Below are 17,523 nucleotides of genomic sequence, written 5' to 3' on the forward strand. Positions count from 1 at the left end.
TCACAAGGGTTTCAGCCGAGGTGAGAGCGCTTCGCAGCCGGGGCGACGGTTTCCATCGTCGCGAGACCGTGCACGATGCCGCAATCCTCGACCGAATGTTCGCCGACGCACTGGCGGCGCAATTCGGTGAGCTGGTCGCGCAGATGCGTGAGTTCCGCGAGGCGTGCATCGACGTGCCCGATGTGCTCGTCGAGCAGTGAATTGATCGAATCGCAGGGGTCGGCCGGCGTGTCGGTGAGCTGCAGCAGCGCGCGGATTTCGTCGTGCGCCATATCGAGCGCACGGCAGTTGCGGATGAAGCGGAGGCGTTCGACGTGCACGTCGGTGTAGTTGCGGTAGTTCGAGTCGGTGCGCTCCGCATCCGGCATCAGACCCTCTTTCTCGTAGAAACGGATCGTCTCGGGTGTGCAGCGGGCCGCTTTGGCCAGTTCGCCAATCTTCATGCCTTTCTCCCGTGTAAGGGTTGACCTTGTAGTGGCTTCAGGGTGTTAACTCTACACCGTTAGCCATTGAGGAGGTTGTCATGACCGACGCCCAGCGTACCCACGACCCACGACACCGTCATGCCGGCGGCGCCGCTCCGTGCTGCGCCGACGCGCACGATACGGATACGGCCACCGTCGCCGAGGCGGCGCCGACGGCCGGCGAGCACGCGCATGGCAAGGCCGCCGCAGCGCGCGGCGCGCAGTCGCATGCCCACAGCCACGACCACGACCACGAGCATGATCATGATCATGATCATGATCACGCGCATGCGGTTCGTGAAGAGGGCCATGCCCACGGCGCCGGTTGCAACCACGGCAGCGGCAAGGAACACGACCACGACCAAGGTCATGGCCCTGCGCACGAGCACGGCGACGGGCATGTCCATGGCGCCGCCTGTGCACACGGCAGCGCCGCGCACGACCACGACCACGACCACGACCACGCGGCCGGCGATTGCTGCGCGCCTGCCGCGCTGACGCTCGCGCCGCTGCCGGTCGCGCAGGCGACCGCGTCGGGCCACGTGCGCTCCGCATTCCGGATCATGCAGATGGACTGCCCGACCGAGGAAACGCTGATCCGCAAGAAGCTCGGCGGGATGAGCGAAGTGTCGGCGCTCGAATTCAACCTGATGCAGCGGATGCTGACCGTCGAGCACGTGCCGGATGCCCAGCCCGCGATCGAAAGCGCGATCCGCTCGCTCGGGATGACGCCCGAGGCGGCAACGGCAGGCGCACCGGCCGCCCGCGCCGCCGACGCGCCCGCGAAGCCGTGGTGGCCGCTGGCGCTGGCCGGCGTCGCTGCGATCGCGTCCGAGGGCGCGACCCGGGCGGCCCTGCCCGTGTGGCTCGCGGCGGCGCTCGCGCTCGCGGCGGTGCTCGCGTGCGGGCTCACCACGTACAAGAAGGGCTGGATTGCGATCCGCAACGGCAACCTGAACATCAACGCGCTGATGAGCATCGCGGTGACGGGCGCGATGGCGATCGGCCAGTGGCCGGAAGCAGCGATGGTGATGGTGCTGTTCACGATCGCCGAGCTGATCGAAGCGAAGTCGCTCGACCGCGCCCGCAATGCGATCCAGGGCCTGATGCAGCTCGCGCCGGACACCGCGACCGTGCAGGACGCCGACGGGGCGTGGCGCACGATCGAGGCCGCACAGGTGGCGCTCGGTGCAGTCGTGCGCGTGAAGCCGGGCGAGCGGATCGGGCTGGACGGCGAAGTCGTCGCGGGCCGCTCGACGGTGAACCAGGCGCCGATCACCGGCGAGAGCCTGCCCGTCGAAAAGACGACCGGCGACGCCGTGTACGCGGGCACGATCAACGAATCGGGTTCGTTCGACTATCGCGTGACGGCCGTCGCGGCGAACTCGACGCTCGCGCGGATCATTCACGCGGTCGAGGAAGCCCAAGGTGCGAAGGCGCCGACGCAGCGCTTCGTCGACCAGTTCGCACGCGTCTATACGCCGATCGTGTTCGCGGTCGCGCTGCTGGTCGCGGTGGTGCCGCCGATCGTCATGGGCGGGGCATGGCACGACTGGATCTACCGCGCGCTGGTGCTGCTGGTGATCGCGTGCCCGTGCGCACTGGTGATCTCGACGCCGGTGACGATCGTGTCGGGCCTCGCGGCCGCGGCGCGACGCGGGATTCTCGTGAAGGGCGGCGTGTACCTGGAAGAAGGGCGCAAGCTCGCGTGGCTCGCGCTCGACAAGACCGGCACGATCACGCACGGCAAGCCGGTGCAGACCGACTTCGACCTGCATGCGACCGACGCCGATGCGGCACGTGTGCGGCACCTCGGCGCGAGCCTGGCGGCGCGCTCCGATCATCCGGTGTCGCAGGCGATCGCAACTGCAGCGCGCGACACCGGCACGACGGCATTCGCCGATGTGCAGGACTTCGAAGCGATCGTCGGGCGCGGCGTGCAGGGCACGATCGACGGCACGCGCTACTGGCTCGGCAACCACCGGCTCGTCGAGGAGCTCGAGCGCTGCTCGCCGGCGCTCGAAGCGAAGCTCGATGCGCTCGAGCGGCAGGGCAAGAGCGTCGTGGTGCTGGTCGACGAAGCGCGCGTGCTCGGCATCTTCGCGGTGGCCGACACGATCAAGGACACGAGCCGTGAAGCGATCGCCGATCTGCATGCGCTCGGCATCCGCACCGCGATGCTGACCGGCGACAACCCGCATACCGCGCAGGCGATCGCGCAGCAGGCCGGCATCGACGATGCGCGCGGCAACCAGTTGCCGGAAGACAAGCTCGCGGCGGTCGAGGAACTGTCGGCCGGCGGCACGGGCGCGGTCGGGATGGTCGGCGACGGGATCAACGACGCACCGGCGCTCGCGCGCGCCGACATCGGCTTCGCGATGGGTGCGATGGGCACCGACACCGCAATCGAGACGGCCGACGTCGCGCTGATGGACGACGACCTGCGCAAGATTCCCGCGTTCGTGCGGCTGTCGCGTGCGACGCATCGCGTACTGGTGCAGAACATCGGCTTCGCGCTCGGCGTGAAGATCGTGTTCCTCGGCCTTACGGTCGCGGGGCTCGGCACGATGTGGATGGCGGTCTTCGCCGACGCGGGCGCAAGCCTGATCGTCGTGGCCAACGGTTTGCGGCTGCTGTCGTCCTCGGGGGCGTTCGGCAGCGCGCAGGCCAAGCGTTGAGGAGCAGGCGATGAGCTTTCTGAAACGAATCCTGGGCGGCCATGGCGGCGGACATGGCAACAACAGCGGCCATGGCGGCGGGCATCACGGCGGGCAGCGCCAGGACGGCCACGGCGGCCACGAGGCGCGCGGCCGCGATCGTTACGGCTGGGGCTGGCAGGCGCCGGCCGACAGTCGAAGCGGCCAAAGCGGCGGCAACGTGCCGCTGAGTCAGCTTGCCTGCGCGGGCTGTGGTGCGCTCAACGCGTCGGATGCGCGTTTCTGCGCGCAGTGCGGCGCCGCGCAACGCGGCAAGTCCTGCAGCCGCTGCCACTCGGCGCTGGCGGCCGACGCGCGGTTCTGTCCCGGGTGCGGGACGCAGGCTGCTTGAGTCGGTTGGTCAGCGCATTCGCGCCGGCGGCGTGCGAACGCCGGCCGGCGCGCTTCGTTTCAGGGCCGGGGCTGTCGCCACCGGCCTTTCGATCAGCGCAGCGGCAGGTAGATCTCGGTGCGCAGGTCGGCCGGCGCCGCGTCCATCGGCGTATTGAGGTACAGCTCGAACGGCGGCGCATCGGCGGCTTCGCGGCCCGAATGCCGCAACCAGTCGCCGTAGAGCCACTGGTAGGCCGTCTTCAGGTCCGCATACGGCCCCGTATGCAGCAGCACCGCGTATTCGCCGCCCGCCACCGTTACGCGCTCCACCGGCGGCGCGGGTTCGATGTCCGGCGCACCGTCGGCCGGCATGAAGCACGCTTTCGCGCGCAACTGCGCTTCGGGCGTGGTGTCCGGATCGTCGTAAAAGATGCCGATCATCTTCGCGCCCGGGCCGATCAGCCCGCGCGGACCGACCCACGCGCCGATCCGGGCGAACGCGTCCCCCACCTTCAAGTACGAACCGGTGTGCGCCACCGCATAGCCGTGTAATTCCGGCAGCCGCCGGATCTCGACTTCATGCTTGAACATGTCTTCCTCTCCTCGTTGTAACGGATAGATGGGCCGGTGGCTGCCCGTGCGCCGGTGCTGCGCAGGCGGCACGCCGTACGCGTCGCGAAACGCCCGCGCGAACGCATGTGTCGAACCGTAGCCCGCGCGCCGCGCGATCTCGTCGATCGGCCGCGCCGTGCACACGAGATCCTCGGACGCGCGCACGATCCGCATCCGCCGCACCGTCAGCACGATCGACTCGCCGTACAGCGCGCGATAGACGCGCTGCCAGTGATACGGCGACAGGCACGCGACTTCGGCGAGCCGGTTCAGGTCGAGCGGGTCGTCGAGGTGCGCGCGGATGTACTCGTGGACGCGCGCCACGCTCGCTGCGTAGCGGATCCAGGCGGGCGGGTCGGGTCTCGTTTCGATGGTCATCGGCGTGTCAGGGCAGGAACCGACGCCACGGTAGCACGGCCCGATTTGATAAATCTTGCGGAAATGCGTAGGAAGCCGATGAATCGAGCCCCATTTTATTTTGACGAAATGGGGTCTTGCCCCTCCCAGATCTAGAACTAAAGTTAAAGACGGTGAAATCGGGTGATCGCGTCATTTTTCTCGGGTAAGTTGCTCAGTCGGGGCAGCACGTTTTTCGAAGTACGCAGGTAGTTCGTCGATGTTCAATCGCAACACCACGTTTTCGGGAGAAGAAGAAATGGATGCTTCCAGCTTCATCACGTCGCTGCAGACCACGCTAGGGGGGTATCTGCCAAAGATCGCCGGCGCGATTGGCATCCTGGTGATCGGCTGGCTGATCGCCGTCGTGGTGCGGGCCGGCGCGCTGCGCCTGCTCAGCGCGCTGAAGGTCGACCAGCGGATCAACGAAAGCACCGGCCAGGGCGCCTGCGTCGAGCGCATCATCGCCGGCGGCCTGTTCTGGCTTGTGCTGCTGATCACCGCGGTCGGCATCTTCAACGTGCTCAACCTGTACGCGGTGTCGAACCCGTTCTCGCTGCTCGTCACGCACATCGTCAACTACCTGCCGAACCTGATCGGCGGCGGGGCGCTGACGCTGATTGCGTGGCTGATCGCGTCGATGCTGCGCAGCCTCGCGAACCGCGCGCTGAAGGCGAGCAAGATCGACGACAAGCTGTCCGAAGGCGCCGGCATGCGGCCGATGAGCGGCTATCTCGGCGACGTGCTGTTCTGGCTCGTGATCCTGATGTTCCTGCCGGCGATCCTCGCGTCGTTCGCGCTGTCGGGGCTGCTGTCGCCCGTGCAGGGGATGGTCGACAAGCTGCTCGCGATCGTGCCGAACGTCTTCGCGGCCGCGGTGATCGGCTTCGTCGGCTGGATCGTCGCGCGCGTGCTGCGCGGCCTCGTGACGAACCTGCTCGTCGCCGCCGGCGCCGACCGTCTCACGCAGGGCATCGACAGCCCGACACCCGTGCGCGTGTCGAGCCTGGTCGGCACGATCGTCTACGTGTTCGTGTTCGTGCCGACGCTGATCTCCGCGCTCGACGCGCTGAAGATCGACGCGATCTCGATCCCCGCGACCAACATGCTGAACCAGTTCCTCGGCGCGGTGCCGGACATCGTCGCGGCGATCGTGATCGTGCTGGTGACGTTCTACTTCGCGCGCTTCGTCGCGTCGCTCGCGCAGAAGCTGCTGGAAGCCGCGGGCGTCGACGGGCTGCCGGCCGTGCTCGGCGTCGAGCGCGTGTTTTCCGGGATCCTGCAGCCGTCGGTGCTGGTCGCGCGGCTGATCGTGTTCTTCGCGATGCTGTTCGCGTCGGTCGAAGCGGCGAACCGGCTCGGCTTCTCGCAGGTGCGCGACGTCGTCACGCTGTTCATCGAATTCGGCGGCCACGTGCTGATGGGCGGCGTGATCCTCGTGATCGGCGTGTGGCTCGCGGGCCTCGCGCGCCGCGTGATCGAGCAGGCCGACCGCGAGCACAGCGTGCTGTTCGCGCGCATCGCGCAATTCGCGATCCTGGGCCTCGTGTTCGCGATGGGGCTGCGCGCGATGGGCATCGCCAACGAGATCGTCCAGCTCGCATTCGGCCTCGTGCTCGGCGCGATCGCGGTGGCGGTGGCGCTGTCGTTCGGTCTCGGCGGTCGCGAAGCGGCCGGCAAGCTGCTCGACCGCTGGTTCAACCAGCGCGGCGGCGGCCAGTAAAGCCACCGTCGAGCATCCGTCCGGCCGCGCGGCATGGCCGGACGGCGCTGCGGCAGCGTGTGTATCCAGCCGGGCGAGAACGGCACGCGACAGCGTCCGCTCGCGCGGCGCCGCCAGCGGCCGGCTGTCGCGGCTGTCGGCAGATGGCGGCCGCCGTGCCGCCTGCGGCGTGTCGGCTTCGTCAGCCGTTCCGCGCCTGCATTTCTGCAAGCGAAATGTCAGCCGCGATCTTTGCCGAATTTCGATAACACGTCGTTTAATGACTCTCTAGCATCGATTCTCAGTCGCGCAGGCCGGCAGGCACGGCGCCTTTGAGGAGAGAGTCCGATGAAAGCAGAGTCGAATGGCCGGCCCGCCGCCGGCGCCAAGTCGTCCGGCCAGCCCGCGCTGCAGCAGACGCTCGGGACCTGGCAACTGTGGGGCATTGCGGTCGGCCTCGTGATTTCCGGCGAGTACTTCGGCTGGAGCTACGGCTGGGCGAGCGCCGGCACGCTGGGTTTCGTCGTCACCGCGCTGTTCGTCGCGGCGATGTACACCACCTTCATTTTCAGTTTCACCGAGCTGACGACGTCGATCCCGCACGCGGGCGGCCCGTTCGCTTATGCGCGCCGTGCGTTCGGCCCGACCGGCGGCTATCTCGCCGGCGCGGCGACACTCGTCGAGTTCGTGTTCGCACCGCCGGCGATCGCGCTCGCGATCGGCGCGTACCTGCACGTGCAGTTCCCGGGCCTCGAGCCCAAGCATGCGGCGATGGGCGCGTATCTCGTGTTCATGGCGCTGAACATCGTCGGCGTGCAGATCGCGGCGACCTTCGAGCTGGTCGTCACGCTGCTTGCGATCTTCGAGCTGCTGGTGTTCATGGGCGTCGTGTCGCCGGGCTTCGCGTGGAGCAACTTCATGAAGGGCGGCTGGTCGGGCGCCGATCATTTCAGCGTGGGCGCGTTCCACGGGATGTTCGCGGCGATCCCGTTCGCGATCTGGTTCTTCCTCGCGATCGAAGGCGTCGCGATGGCCGCCGAGGAAGCGAAGAACCCGAAGCGCTCGATCCCGATCGCGTACGTGGCCGGGATCCTGACCCTCGTTGCACTGGCGATCGGCGTGATGGTGTTCGCCGGCGGCGCGGGCGACTGGACGAAGCTCGCGAACATCAACGACCCGCTGCCGCAGGCAATGAAGTACATCGTCGGCGCGAACAGCGGCTGGATGCACATGCTCGTGTGGCTCGGGCTGTTCGGGCTGGTCGCGTCGTTCCACGGGATCATCCTCGGCTATTCGCGCCAGATCTTCGCGCTGGCCCGCGAAGGCTACCTGCCGGAATGGCTCGGGAAGGTGCATCCGCGCTTCAAGACGCCCCATCGCGCGATTCTCGCGGGCGGCGTGGTCGGGATCGCGGCGATCTACAGCGACGAGCTGATCCAGTTCGGCGGGCAGACGCTCACCGCGAATATCGTGACGATGTCGGTATTCGGTGCGATCGTGATGTATATCGTGAGCATGGCGTCGCTGTTCAAGCTGCGCCGCTCGCAGCCGAACATGGCGCGGCCATTCCGCGCGCCGCTGTACCCGATCTTCCCGGCATTCGCGATCCTGGCCGCGCTCGTCTGTCTCGGTACGATGATTTACTTCAACGGGCTGGTCGCGCTGGTGTTCCTCGGCTTCCTCGCGTTCGGCTATGCGTACTTCCTCGCGACGCGTTCGCAGCGTGCGAGTGCGCCGGGCGACGTGCTGCTGGAGGAGTGAGCAGGGTGAAGTTGAACGGCCGTTCCTGACGGCATCCGGCGCGCCCCGTCGAACGGGCGCGCCGTCGGCTTTAGGCAAGGAGATTCGCAGATGTCCTATACGGAGACGATCGGTCCGCGCACGTACCGCTTCGCGGACCTGAAGACGCTGCTCGCGAAGGCGAGCCCGCTGCGTTCCGGCGACCAGCTCGCCGGTGTCGCGGCGGCGAGCGAGGAGGAGCGCGTCGCCGCGAAGATCGCGCTCGCGGGCGTGCCGCTGAAGGCGTTCCTGAACGAAGCGGTGATCCCGTATGAAGACGACGAGGTCACGCGCCTCATCGTCGACGACCACGATGCGGCTGCCTTCGCGGAAATCTCGCACCTCACCGTCGGCGATTTCCGCAACTGGCTGCTGTCGCCGGCCGCCGACGGCGCCGCGCTCGAACGGATCGCGCCCGGCCTCACGCCCGAGATGGTCGCGGCCGTGTCGAAGCTGATGCGCAACCAGGACCTGATCGCGGCGGCGAGGAAGCGCCGCGTCGTCACGCGCTTTCGCAACACGGTCGGGCTGCCGGGCCGGATGTCGGTGCGGCTGCAGCCGAACCACCCGACCGACGACGTGAAAGGCATCGCCGCGTCGATGCTCGACGGGCTGATGTACGGCTGCGGCGACGCGATGATCGGCATCAACCCGGCCACCGACAGCCTCGCGGCGATCGTGAAGCTGCTCGCGATGATCGACGGCTTTCGCGAACGCTACGGCGTGCCGACGCAGTCGTGCGTGCTCACGCACGTGACCAACACGATCGCGGCGGTCGAGAAGGGCGCGCCGGTCGACCTCGTGTTCCAGTCGATCGCGGGCACCGAGAAGGCGAACACGAGCTTCGGGATCTCGCTCGCGCTGCTCGCCGAGGCGCGCGAGGCCGCGTTGTCGCTCAAGCGCGGCACGGTCGGCAACAACCTGATGTACTTCGAGACGGGGCAAGGCAGCGCGCTGTCGGCGAACGCGCACTTCGGCGTCGACCAGCAGACCTGCGAAGTGCGCGCGTATGCGGTGGCGCGCAAGTTCGAGCCGTTCCTCGTGAACACGGTGGTCGGCTTCATCGGGCCGGAATACCTGTACGACGGCAAGCAGATCATCCGCGCGGGGCTCGAGGATCACTTCTGCGGGAAGCTGCTCGGCGTGCCGATGGGCTGCGACATCTGCTACACGAACCACGCGGAAGCCGACCAGGACGACATGGACACGCTGCTGACGCTGCTCGGCGCGGCCGGCATCAACTTCATCATGGGGATTCCGGGCGCGGACGACGTGATGCTGAACTACCAGAGCACGTCGTTCCACGACCAGCTCTACGTACGCGAGGTGCTCGGCCTGCGCCGCGCGCCGGAATTCGAGGAGTGGCTGGAGACGATGGAGATCGCCGACGCGCACGGCGCGTTGCGTGCGGCGACTTCGCGCGTGCCGCTGCTTGCGGGCGCGAACGACTGGATGGGGATTTCGGCATGAGCGACGCCGTCGAAAAGAACCCGTGGGCGCAGTTGAAGTCGTTCACGAATGCGCGGATCGCGCTCGGCCGCGCGGGCAACAGCCTGCCGACGGCGCCGCTGCTCGCGTTCAACCTGTCGCATGCGCAGGCGCGCGACGCGGTGCACCAGCCGCTCGACGTGGGCGCGCTGCGGCGGGAGATCGAGGCGGCCGGCCTGCTGCCGACGCTCGGTGTGCAGAGCGCCGCGCCGGACCGCGATCACTATCTGCGCCGGCCCGATCTTGGCCGCAAGCTGTCGGACGACAGCCGCGGCCTGCTTGCCGGCTACGGCGCGGCGCTCGATGATGCGCCCGACGTCGTGTTCGTGGTCGGCGACGGGCTGTCGGCGTTCGCGGCCGCCAAACAGGCGCTGCCGTTGCTGCAGGCCGTGCGGCCGCGGCTCGACGCGGACGGCTGGCGGATCGGCCCGGTGGTGGTCGCGACGCAGGCGCGCGTCGCACTCGGCGACGAGATCGGCGAGCTGCTGCGCGCGAAGGTCGTCGCGATGCTGATCGGCGAACGGCCGGGGCTCAGCTCGCCGGACAGCCTCGGCGTGTACCTGACGTGGGCGCCGAAGGTCGGCTGCCACGATGCGTTGCGCAACTGCATCTCGAACGTGCGGCCTGAAGGGCTGCCGTACGCGGGGGCCGCGCACAAGCTGCATTACCTGATGACGCACGCGCGACGGCTCGGGCTGACGGGCGTCGGGCTGAAGGACGACAGTGATGCGTTGCTGCCGCAGGCGCAGGCGGAACGGATCGGGGCGGACTGAAACGGGGCGTGCAGGGCCGCTGTCGCGGCTTTCGCCACCCGCCTACCTGAACAACCGCTCGCACAGAAAATCGACGAACACGCGCAGCTTCGGCGACAGCTGCCGGCTCGATGGCCACACGATCGAGAATTGCCCCGGCGCGATCCGGTAGTCGTCGAGCACGGTGACGAGTGCGCCGTGCTCGAGCGCGTCGCGCGCGAGGAAGTCGGGCATGTAGCCGATGCCGAGCCCCGCGAGCACGGTGCCGCGCAGCGCCTCCATGTTGTTGCAGGTCAGCGCGGTGCGCAGCTTCAGCGGCGTGCCGTCGTCGGCCGCGAGCGCCCAGTCCTGCAGCTTGCCGGTGGTCGGGAAGCAGTAGCGCACGCATTCGTGCGCTTCGAGATCGCGCGGTGTGCGCGGCGTGCCGGCCTGCGCGAGATACGCGGGCGTCGCGCACAGCACGAACGCGAACGGGCCGAGCCGCCGCGACATCAGGCTCGAATCCGACAGCGGGCCGCTGCGGATCACCGCGTCGAAGCCGCCTTCGACGACATCCACCATCCGGTCGTTGAAATCGAGGTCGAGCTCGACGTCCGGGTAGCGCTGCCGGAATTCGGGCAGCACCGGCAGCAGGAACCGGTAGCCGATCACCGGCAGGCTCACGCGCAGCTTGCCGCGCGGGCGCTGTGCGGAGGCCGTCACGGTTGCTTCCGCGTCGCGGAAATCTTCGAGGATCCGCTGGCAGCGTTCGTAGAAGTGCCGGCCTTCTTCGGTGAGCGTGACGCGCCGGGTCGTGCGGTTGAACAGCCGCACGCCGAGCGACTGCTCGAGTTTCGCGATCGTCTTGCCGACCGCCGACGCCGAGATGCCGAGCGCGCGGCCGGCCGCGACGAAGCTCAATGCTTCGGCGGTGCGGACGAAGGCGACGATGCCGGTCAGGTTGTCCATCGAGTCGAAGGCGTGCGGCGATGCACGTGGCCGAGTGAATTGCGGAATTCTAGTCCGTTATATGCGGAGCTTTGCGTAGTTTTTCGCGGATTGAATCGGATTTATCTTCTGTCGCTCTGACGGCGCATCCGCGCCGGCTTTTCGAGGAGCGATGATGGATCACCCTTTTTCAGGCGCTTCGGACCTGTCGGCACGCCGGCGTGCGTGGGTGCTGGCCGCCGTCTGCATGGCCGCGGTCGCGCTGCCGCTGTCGTTTTCGGGCGGCGCGGTCGCGACGCCCGCGATCGGCCGCGACCTGCACGGCGGGACGGTCGCGATGAACTGGATCACCAATGCGTTCATGCTCGCGTTCGGCAGCTTCCTGATGGCGGCCGGCGCGCTGGCCGACCAGTTCGGCCGCAAGCGCCTGTTCGCGATCGGCGTCGGCGGCTTCACGCTGATGTCGGTCGCGCTCGCGTTCGCGCCGTCGATGCTCGCGGTCGACCTGCTGCGCGCCGCGCAAGGGCTCGCGGCGGCCGCGGCGCTCGCGGGCGGCACGGCCGCGCTCGCGCAGGAATTCGACGGTGCGGCGCGCACGCGCGCATTCAGCCTGCTCGGCACGACCTTCGGCATCGGGCTCGCGTTCGGGCCGGTGCTGGCCGGCGCGCTGATCGGGCATTACGGTTGGCGCGCGATCTTCGTGACGAGCGCGGTGGCCGGCGGGCTGTCGCTCGTATTCGGGCTGCCGCGCATGCACGAGTCGCGCGACCCGCATGCGACAGGGCTCGACTGGCCCGGCACGGCCGCGTTCACCACCGCGCTGACGCTGTTCACGTTCGGCGTGATCGAGGCACCCGCGCGCGGCTGGTCGAGCCCGCTGGTGATCGCGCTGCTGGCGGGCGCGGCGCTCGGCGCAGGTGCGTTCGTCGCGATCGAGACGCGGGTCGCGCGGCCGATGCTCGACCTGTCGCTGTTCCGGATCGCGCGCTTCGTCGGCGTGCAGGTGCTGCCGGTGTCGACCTGCTGCTGCTACATCGTGCTGCTCGTCGTGCTGCCGCTGCGCTTCATCGGCATCGACGGCTTCAGCGAGATCGACGCCGGCTGGCTGATGCTCGCGATTTCCGCGCCGATGCTGGTCGTGCCGTTCATCGCGGCGACGCTCACGCGCTGGCTGTCGGCCGGCGTGATCTCGGGGCTCGGGCTCCTGATCGCGGCAGCCGGGCTCGTGTGGCTGGGCATCGCGCTGCGCGGTGGCGCGGGGGCTGCGGCGATCGCGCCGATGGTGACGATCGGCATCGGGGCCGGCATGCCGTGGGGGCTGATGGACGGGCTGTCGGTGAGCGTCGTGCCGAAGGAACGCGCGGGGATGGCGACCGGAATCTTCAGCACGACGCGCGTGGCCGGCGAGGGGATCGCGCTCGCGATCGTTGGTGCGGTGCTGGCTGGGCTCGCGCGGACCGGGTTGACGCAGGCGGCGGGCGCTGCCGGCACGCCCGACGCGACGCTGCGTGCGGCGGCGCGGCTCGGGACCGGCGATCTCGCGGGTGCGGCGGTAGCGTTGCCGGGTGTCGGGCACGCAGCGCTGCTCGCGAGTTACACGCATGCGTTCGATCGGTTGCTGATCGGGCTGGCGGTCGTGACGGTGCTGTGTGCGGGGGTGGTGTTCGCGTTTCTCGGCGGGCGGCGGGTGGCTACCGAATCGGGCGACGATACCGACGGGCACGCGCATGCCGACGTGCCGGTGCGCAACCGGATCGAAGCCGCGTGTACGGAGACGCAAGGGCGTTGAGCGTCGCGTCATCGCGCATGGGGCGCTTCGGCCTGGACGGCCGGAGCGCCGTTTCCATTGCGTCGGCTGCGTTCGCACGCCGACGAACCGCCACGCCCGTCGCGCCCGTCACACCAGCACCAGCGGCGGCAGTGCCGCGTCCGCCCGTGCCTGCGCATGCTCCACTTCAACCACCACATAGCGCCGCGCATCGGGCCACAGATGCACGCGGCTTCCCGCATCCTCGTCGATCGTCGCGCGGCCTTGCACGAGCCAGGTCGTCTGCCGCACGAAGTCGACGAACAGCAGCGCGATGGCCGGATTCACGAGCAGGTTGCCGATCGTGTTGAACAGGTTGTTGCCCGCGAAGTCGGGCAGCACGAGCGTGCGGCGGTCGGGCATGTCGACGAGCGGCTCGAACGAGCCGTCCGCGCGTGGCTGGCGGCCACGGTACGAGCAGTCGCTGTTGCCGGCCGCGTCGACGGTCGCGACGATCAGGAATGCCTGCTCGCGGATGAACGCAATGGCGTCGTCGGTCAGGGGGGCGCGGTCGTTCATGGTGTCGGTCGGCGCACGCGCCGTTGCGTGGGAATGCGCAGGGCGCACGCAAGCGACATGCCACGCGGCCCGGTCTGCCTCCGCGCGCAGGTGCGCCTGCGCACTGTGGAGATATCGAACACCGCCCCGGCGCGCGGCGCAGTCGCGCTGTTCAGATTCGGGACACCCGCCATGCTGCGTCGGTGAACACGGCACGGCGGGGACGCGGGCCGGCCGTGATCGCCGTGCTTGCGTCCTGTTTGGCACGCATGTTGCGTAAACGAGGGCAGCGCGATTCCAACTGGCGCTGTACTCACACAAGCACGATGAACAGGAGACATGTATGAACCCGTTTGACCTGAAACAACTGGGCCTCGACGTCGAATACCCGTACCGTCAGCAATACGACAACTACATCGGCGGCAAGTGGGTTCCGCCGACGAAAGGTGAGTACTTCGAGAACGTGTCGCCGATCAACGGCCAGCCGTTCTGCCGCGTGCCGCGCTCGGGCGCCGACGACATCGAGCTCGCGCTCGACGCCGCGCACGCCGCACGCCGCAAGTGGGGCAAGACGTCGGTGGCCGAGCGCGCGAACCTGCTGCTCGCCGCTGCTGACCGGATGGAAAAGAACCTGAAGCTGCTGGCCGTGGCCGAAACGATCGACAACGGCAAGCCGCTGCGCGAGACGATGGCGGCCGACCTGCCGCTCGCGATCGACCACTTCCGCTACTTCGCGGGCTGCATCCGCGCGCAGGAAGGCGGCATCTCCGAAATCGACGACAACACCGTCGCATACCACTTCCACGAGCCGCTCGGCGTCGTCGGCCAGATCATCCCGTGGAACTTCCCGCTGCTGATGGCCGCATGGAAGCTCGCGCCGGCGCTCGCGGCCGGCTGTTGCGTGGTGATGAAGCCGGCCGAGCAGACGCCCGCGTCGGTGCTGGTGTTGATGGAGCTGATCGGCGACCTGTTCCCGGCCGGCACGATCAACATCGTGAACGGCTTCGGCAAGGAAGCGGGCGAAGCGCTCGCGACCAGCAAGCGCATCGCGAAGATTGCGTTCACGGGTTCGACGCCGGTCGGCAAGCACATCCTGCGCGCCGCGGCCGACAACCTGATCCCGTCGACGGTCGAACTGGGCGGCAAGAGCCCGAACATCTTCTTCGCCGACGTGCTCGACCAGGACGACGCATTCCTCGACAAGGCGCTCGAGGGGCTCGCGATGTTCGCGCTGAACCAGGGCGAAGTGTGCACGTGCCCGTCGCGGATCCTGATCCAGGAATCGATCTACGAGAAGTTCATCGAGAAGGCGGTCGCGCGGGTCGAGCGCATCAAGGCCGGCCACCCGCTCGACCTGCAGACGATGATCGGCGCGCAGGCTTCGCAGCAGCAGCTCGACAAGATCCTGTCGTACATCGACATCGGCCGCGGCGAAGGCGCGCAATGCCTGACGGGCGGCGAGCGCACGGCGCCGGCCGCCGACCTCGGCACGGGATACTACGTGAAGCCGACGATGCTGCTCGGCAACAACAAGATGCGCGTGTTCCAGGAAGAGATCTTCGGGCCGGTCGCGTCGGTGATGACGTTCAAGGACGAGCAGGAGGCGATCGAACTCGCGAACGACACGTTCTACGGGCTCGGCGCGGGCGTGTGGACGCGCAACGGCACGCGGGCGTACCGGATGGGCCGCGAGGTCGAGGCCGGCCGCGTGTGGACCAACTGCTACCACCTGTATCCCGCGCATGCGGCGTTCGGTGGCTACAAGCAGTCGGGGATCGGCCGCGAGACGCACAAGATGGCGCTGTCGAACTATCAGCAGACGAAGTGCCTGCTGGTGAGCTACCAGGCCGAGGCGCTCGGGTTCTTCTGATCCGCGCGCGGGCGTCCTGGCCGGCCGGCGGCGCGGTATGCGTCGGCCGGTCGGGGCGCAGGCTTGCGCGGCGAAGCTTCGGATACCGGAGGGTCGTCGGATGCGTGTCGCGCCGGGCGACGGTGGTTGCCTGGCCCACGGGTGCGCGAACGCGTGCCGCGCGACCGACCGGCGATGCGGAGATTGACCGCTTTGACCGTTTCGGCCCGTTCGCATTCGCAACCTGATACCGTCCGCGCATTGTCGCGGCCTTCGCCGGAAACGTTACCGACGGCCGTTCGTTTGCCGCGGAAAATCGAGCCGGCGCGCCGGACGCAAAACCCCATGTCAGAACCGCCTCGAACCTATCCGCGCCATCCCGTGTTCCACGCGGGCGAACTCGACGCGCATCACCACTTCGGCGTCGCCGACGAAGCCGAGCGGATGAGCGACGTCGTGACGACGCGGCTGAGCATCGGCGTGCGGCAATTCATCGAGACGCAGCCCTTCATGTTCGTCGGCACGGCGTACGGCGGGCAGGCGGGCGTGACCTGCGACATCGTGCAAAGCCGGCGCGACGCGAATGGCGGCCTGCTGCCGGTCGTGCGCGTGATCGATACGAAGACGCTGCGCTTCGTGCTGCCGGTGTACGGCGAGCGCGATGGCGGCCGGATTGACGCGGGGCGGTGCAATGGCAGCGGCGTCGGATTGCTGTTCGTCGATTTCATGCGCGGTATCCGTTACCGGATCAACGGGCGCGCGACGCTGCGTACGGATCTGTCCGATGCGGACGCGGCGCCGTGGCCGGTCGGTAGCGCGATCGTCGAGTTGGCGGTCGCGCAGGCGTACGGCAATTGCGGCACGCGGGTCGTGCGGCTGCGGCCCGCGAACGGTGGCTGACTCCGGCCTTCGCGCATCGCCGGCCGGGGGGCGCGCACCGGCTGCGCCGGCGTGGCGCGTACCGCACCGACGGGGTGCGCGCGACGAGGCGTTCGGGCATGCCCGCATGGCGCGTCCGTGCCGCGCAGCGTCGAATAACGGACTTTGCGCGAGTTGCGCCCAGTTCGGCACGGGACTTGCATCACAGGTGCGGTTCCGGGCAGGTGAGGGAGGACACGATGGACCAATACGTGGCGTGCAGCGAAGAACCGACGGCCGAAGACACGCGGCGCAACGCACTGGGCGACGATGCGCTGGCCGGGCAGGCGGTCGTCAGCGTCGCGCATGACGCCGACGAGCAGGCACGCAACCTGATCGGCTGGCGCCAGACCTACGACCAGCTCGCGGCCGGCCGCTTCGTCGGCACGCTGACCGAGCTGCCGCTCGACACGATGAAGCTGTTTCGCGAATCGACGAGCCACCTGCTGCGCCAGGCGTGCGAGGTGCGCGGCGACGCCTACTGGTTCGGCATCCCGCTCGCGAGCGACGGCACCGCGCGCGTCGATGCGTGCCGCATCGGGCCCGGCGCGCTCGCGTTCCGGCCGGGCAACGTCGAATTCGAACTGGTGACGCCCGCGCAGTTCTCGATCTACGGCGTCGTCGTGCGTGGCGACGTGCTGCGTCACTACGCGGAAGAGGTCGAACGCCGCCCGCTCGACGAGCGGCTGTTTACGCAGCGCGTGATGCAGGTGGGCGATGCGCGTCTCGCGGGTCTGTGCGCGCTGCTCGGCCGACGGCTCGACGGAGCGATGGCGATGGCCGGCCCGCTGCCCGATGCGCAGCGCGACGACCTGCAGGCCGAGGTGCTGGCCGCGCTGTTCGACGTGTGCGCGCAACCGGCGGACGACGCCGGCCGTGCGCCGTCGATGCGCCGCTGGATCGTCGAACAGGCACGTGACTACGTGCTGGCGCACCGCACACGCCCGGTCGGCGTGCCCGAGCTGTGCGAGCAGCTGCACGTGAGCCGGCGCACGCTGCAGTACTGCTTCCAGGACGTGCTTGGCATGGCGCCTGCCACCTATCTGCGCACGCTGCGGCTGAACGGCGCGCGGCGTGACCTGTGCGGCCGCGCGGCCGGCTCGGTGCAGGACGTGGCGGAGGCGTGGGGCTTCTGGCATCTCAGCCAGTTCGCGACGGATTACCGGCGGCTGTTCGGCAAGCGGCCTTCGGAGACACTGCGCGATCGCGCGGTGATGGTGGCGGTGGGGTGAGCGTGGAGCGGTAGTCGAAGCGGGTCTGGTTTGGATGCCGGCTTCGGCTCAGGCTCAGGCGGCGCCTACA

Annotated in this window: 14 protein-coding genes; 10 read left to right on the forward strand and 4 right to left on the reverse strand. The window is 68.7% G+C overall.

The annotated features are described in order from the left end of the window. Positions 1-11 precede the first annotated feature (11 nt). Positions 12-443, reverse strand: coding sequence for a Cd(II)/Pb(II)-responsive transcriptional regulator (cadR, locus tag LXE91_RS05540; protein WP_011350541.1), 432 nt, complete (start codon positions 441-443; stop codon positions 12-14). Positions 444-523: 80 nt separating this feature from the next. On the opposite strand from cadR, the gene LXE91_RS05550 reads away from it, so the two are divergent. Beyond that, the gene (locus LXE91_RS05550) at positions 524-3,142 is read left to right on the forward strand and encodes a heavy metal translocating P-type ATPase (protein WP_423191623.1); all 2,619 of its coding nucleotides are present in this window, start codon (positions 524-526) and stop codon (positions 3,140-3,142) included. A gap of 10 nt (positions 3,143-3,152) precedes the next feature. Continuing rightward, positions 3,153-3,512: a zinc ribbon domain-containing protein gene (locus LXE91_RS05555; RefSeq protein ID WP_039351392.1), complete on the forward strand. Its 360-nt coding sequence runs from the start codon at positions 3,153-3,155 to the stop codon at positions 3,510-3,512. A gap of 92 nt (positions 3,513-3,604) precedes the next feature. On the opposite strand, the gene LXE91_RS05560 is transcribed toward LXE91_RS05555, so the two are convergent. Beyond that, positions 3,605-4,483 (reverse strand): AraC family transcriptional regulator, encoded by an 879-nt coding sequence (locus LXE91_RS05560; protein WP_039351389.1) that lies wholly within the window; start codon positions 4,481-4,483, stop codon positions 3,605-3,607. Positions 4,484-4,760: 277 nt separating this feature from the next. Here LXE91_RS05560 and LXE91_RS05565 point away from each other — a divergent pair, with 277 nt between their 5' ends. The 4 genes from LXE91_RS05565 (at position 4,761) to eutC (ending at position 10,243) form a co-directional block, all read left to right on the forward strand. After that, a complete protein-coding gene (locus tag LXE91_RS05565; RefSeq protein WP_039352195.1) occupies positions 4,761-6,224 on the forward strand; it encodes a mechanosensitive ion channel in 1,464 nt (487 codons plus the stop codon). A 327-nt stretch (positions 6,225-6,551) separates the two neighbouring features. After that, the gene (gene eat, locus LXE91_RS05570) at positions 6,552-7,964 is read left to right on the forward strand and encodes an ethanolamine permease (RefSeq protein ID WP_039351387.1); all 1,413 of its coding nucleotides are present in this window, start codon (positions 6,552-6,554) and stop codon (positions 7,962-7,964) included. 90 nt (positions 7,965-8,054) lie between these two features. Further along, the gene (locus tag LXE91_RS05575; protein ID WP_039351384.1) at positions 8,055-9,452 is read left to right on the forward strand and encodes an ethanolamine ammonia-lyase subunit EutB; all 1,398 of its coding nucleotides are present in this window, start codon (positions 8,055-8,057) and stop codon (positions 9,450-9,452) included. Then, positions 9,449-10,243: an ethanolamine ammonia-lyase subunit EutC gene (gene eutC, locus LXE91_RS05580; protein WP_039351381.1), complete on the forward strand. Its 795-nt coding sequence runs from the start codon at positions 9,449-9,451 to the stop codon at positions 10,241-10,243. The genes LXE91_RS05575 and eutC overlap by 4 nt, the downstream gene beginning before the upstream one ends. 42 nt (positions 10,244-10,285) lie before the next feature. Here the strand turns inward: eutC and LXE91_RS05585 are convergent, their stop codons facing one another. After that, positions 10,286-11,170, reverse strand: coding sequence for a LysR family transcriptional regulator (locus tag LXE91_RS05585; RefSeq protein ID WP_039351377.1), 885 nt, complete (start codon positions 11,168-11,170; stop codon positions 10,286-10,288). 154 nt (positions 11,171-11,324) lie between these two features. Between LXE91_RS05585 and LXE91_RS05590 the strand changes: the two genes are divergently transcribed. Beyond that, on the forward strand, positions 11,325-12,938 hold the full coding sequence (locus LXE91_RS05590) for an MFS transporter (RefSeq protein ID WP_039351375.1): 1,614 nt from the start codon (positions 11,325-11,327) through the stop codon (positions 12,936-12,938). Between the two features lie 108 nt (positions 12,939-13,046). On the opposite strand, the gene LXE91_RS05595 is transcribed toward LXE91_RS05590, so the two are convergent. After that, entirely contained in the window at positions 13,047-13,475 is a 429-nt protein-coding gene (locus tag LXE91_RS05595) for a pyridoxamine 5'-phosphate oxidase family protein (RefSeq protein ID WP_039351373.1), read from the reverse strand. 322 nt (positions 13,476-13,797) lie between these two features. On the opposite strand from LXE91_RS05595, the gene exaC reads away from it, so the two are divergent. The 3 genes from exaC to LXE91_RS05610 all read left to right on the forward strand — a co-directional run bounded on the left by exaC (position 13,798) and on the right by LXE91_RS05610 (position 17,453). Beyond that, a complete protein-coding gene (gene exaC, locus LXE91_RS05600; RefSeq protein WP_039351370.1) occupies positions 13,798-15,324 on the forward strand; it encodes an acetaldehyde dehydrogenase ExaC in 1,527 nt (508 codons plus the stop codon). A 324-nt stretch (positions 15,325-15,648) separates the two neighbouring features. After that, on the forward strand, positions 15,649-16,203 hold the full coding sequence (locus LXE91_RS05605; protein ID WP_039351368.1) for a hypothetical protein: 555 nt from the start codon (positions 15,649-15,651) through the stop codon (positions 16,201-16,203). 218 nt (positions 16,204-16,421) lie between these two features. Continuing rightward, positions 16,422-17,453: a helix-turn-helix domain-containing protein gene (locus LXE91_RS05610; RefSeq protein ID WP_039351365.1), complete on the forward strand. Its 1,032-nt coding sequence runs from the start codon at positions 16,422-16,424 to the stop codon at positions 17,451-17,453. Positions 17,454-17,523: the final 70 nt, after the last annotated feature.

The organism is Burkholderia contaminans, assembly GCF_029633825.1.
Taxonomy (GTDB): domain Bacteria; phylum Pseudomonadota; class Gammaproteobacteria; order Burkholderiales; family Burkholderiaceae; genus Burkholderia; species Burkholderia contaminans.

What these genes read in the sequence shown, in the direction of transcription:
- LXE91_RS05550 (WP_423191623.1), top strand. Translation starts at nt 524, where the DNA reads ATGACCGACGCCCAGCGTACCCACGACCCACGACACCGTCATGCCGGC.
- LXE91_RS05610 (WP_039351365.1), top strand. Translation starts at nt 16,422, where the DNA reads ATGGACCAATACGTGGCGTGCAGCGAAGAACCGACGGCCGAAGACACG.
- cadR (WP_011350541.1), bottom strand. Translation starts at nt 443, where the DNA reads ATGAAGATTGGCGAACTGGCCAAAGCGGCCCGCTGCACACCCGAGACG.
- LXE91_RS05560 (WP_039351389.1), bottom strand. Translation starts at nt 4,483, where the DNA reads ATGACCATCGAAACGAGACCCGACCCGCCCGCCTGGATCCGCTACGCA.
- LXE91_RS05575 (WP_039351384.1), top strand. Translation starts at nt 8,055, where the DNA reads ATGTCCTATACGGAGACGATCGGTCCGCGCACGTACCGCTTCGCGGAC.
- LXE91_RS05585 (WP_039351377.1), bottom strand. Translation starts at nt 11,170, where the DNA reads ATGGACAACCTGACCGGCATCGTCGCCTTCGTCCGCACCGCCGAAGCA.
- eutC (WP_039351381.1), top strand. Translation starts at nt 9,449, where the DNA reads ATGAGCGACGCCGTCGAAAAGAACCCGTGGGCGCAGTTGAAGTCGTTC.
- LXE91_RS05555 (WP_039351392.1), top strand. Translation starts at nt 3,153, where the DNA reads ATGAGCTTTCTGAAACGAATCCTGGGCGGCCATGGCGGCGGACATGGC.
- exaC (WP_039351370.1), top strand. Translation starts at nt 13,798, where the DNA reads ATGAACCCGTTTGACCTGAAACAACTGGGCCTCGACGTCGAATACCCG.
- eat (WP_039351387.1), top strand. Translation starts at nt 6,552, where the DNA reads ATGAAAGCAGAGTCGAATGGCCGGCCCGCCGCCGGCGCCAAGTCGTCC.
- LXE91_RS05595 (WP_039351373.1), bottom strand. Translation starts at nt 13,475, where the DNA reads ATGAACGACCGCGCCCCCCTGACCGACGACGCCATTGCGTTCATCCGC.
- LXE91_RS05605 (WP_039351368.1), top strand. Translation starts at nt 15,649, where the DNA reads ATGTCAGAACCGCCTCGAACCTATCCGCGCCATCCCGTGTTCCACGCG.
- LXE91_RS05565 (WP_039352195.1), top strand. Translation starts at nt 4,761, where the DNA reads ATGGATGCTTCCAGCTTCATCACGTCGCTGCAGACCACGCTAGGGGGG.
- LXE91_RS05590 (WP_039351375.1), top strand. Translation starts at nt 11,325, where the DNA reads ATGGATCACCCTTTTTCAGGCGCTTCGGACCTGTCGGCACGCCGGCGT.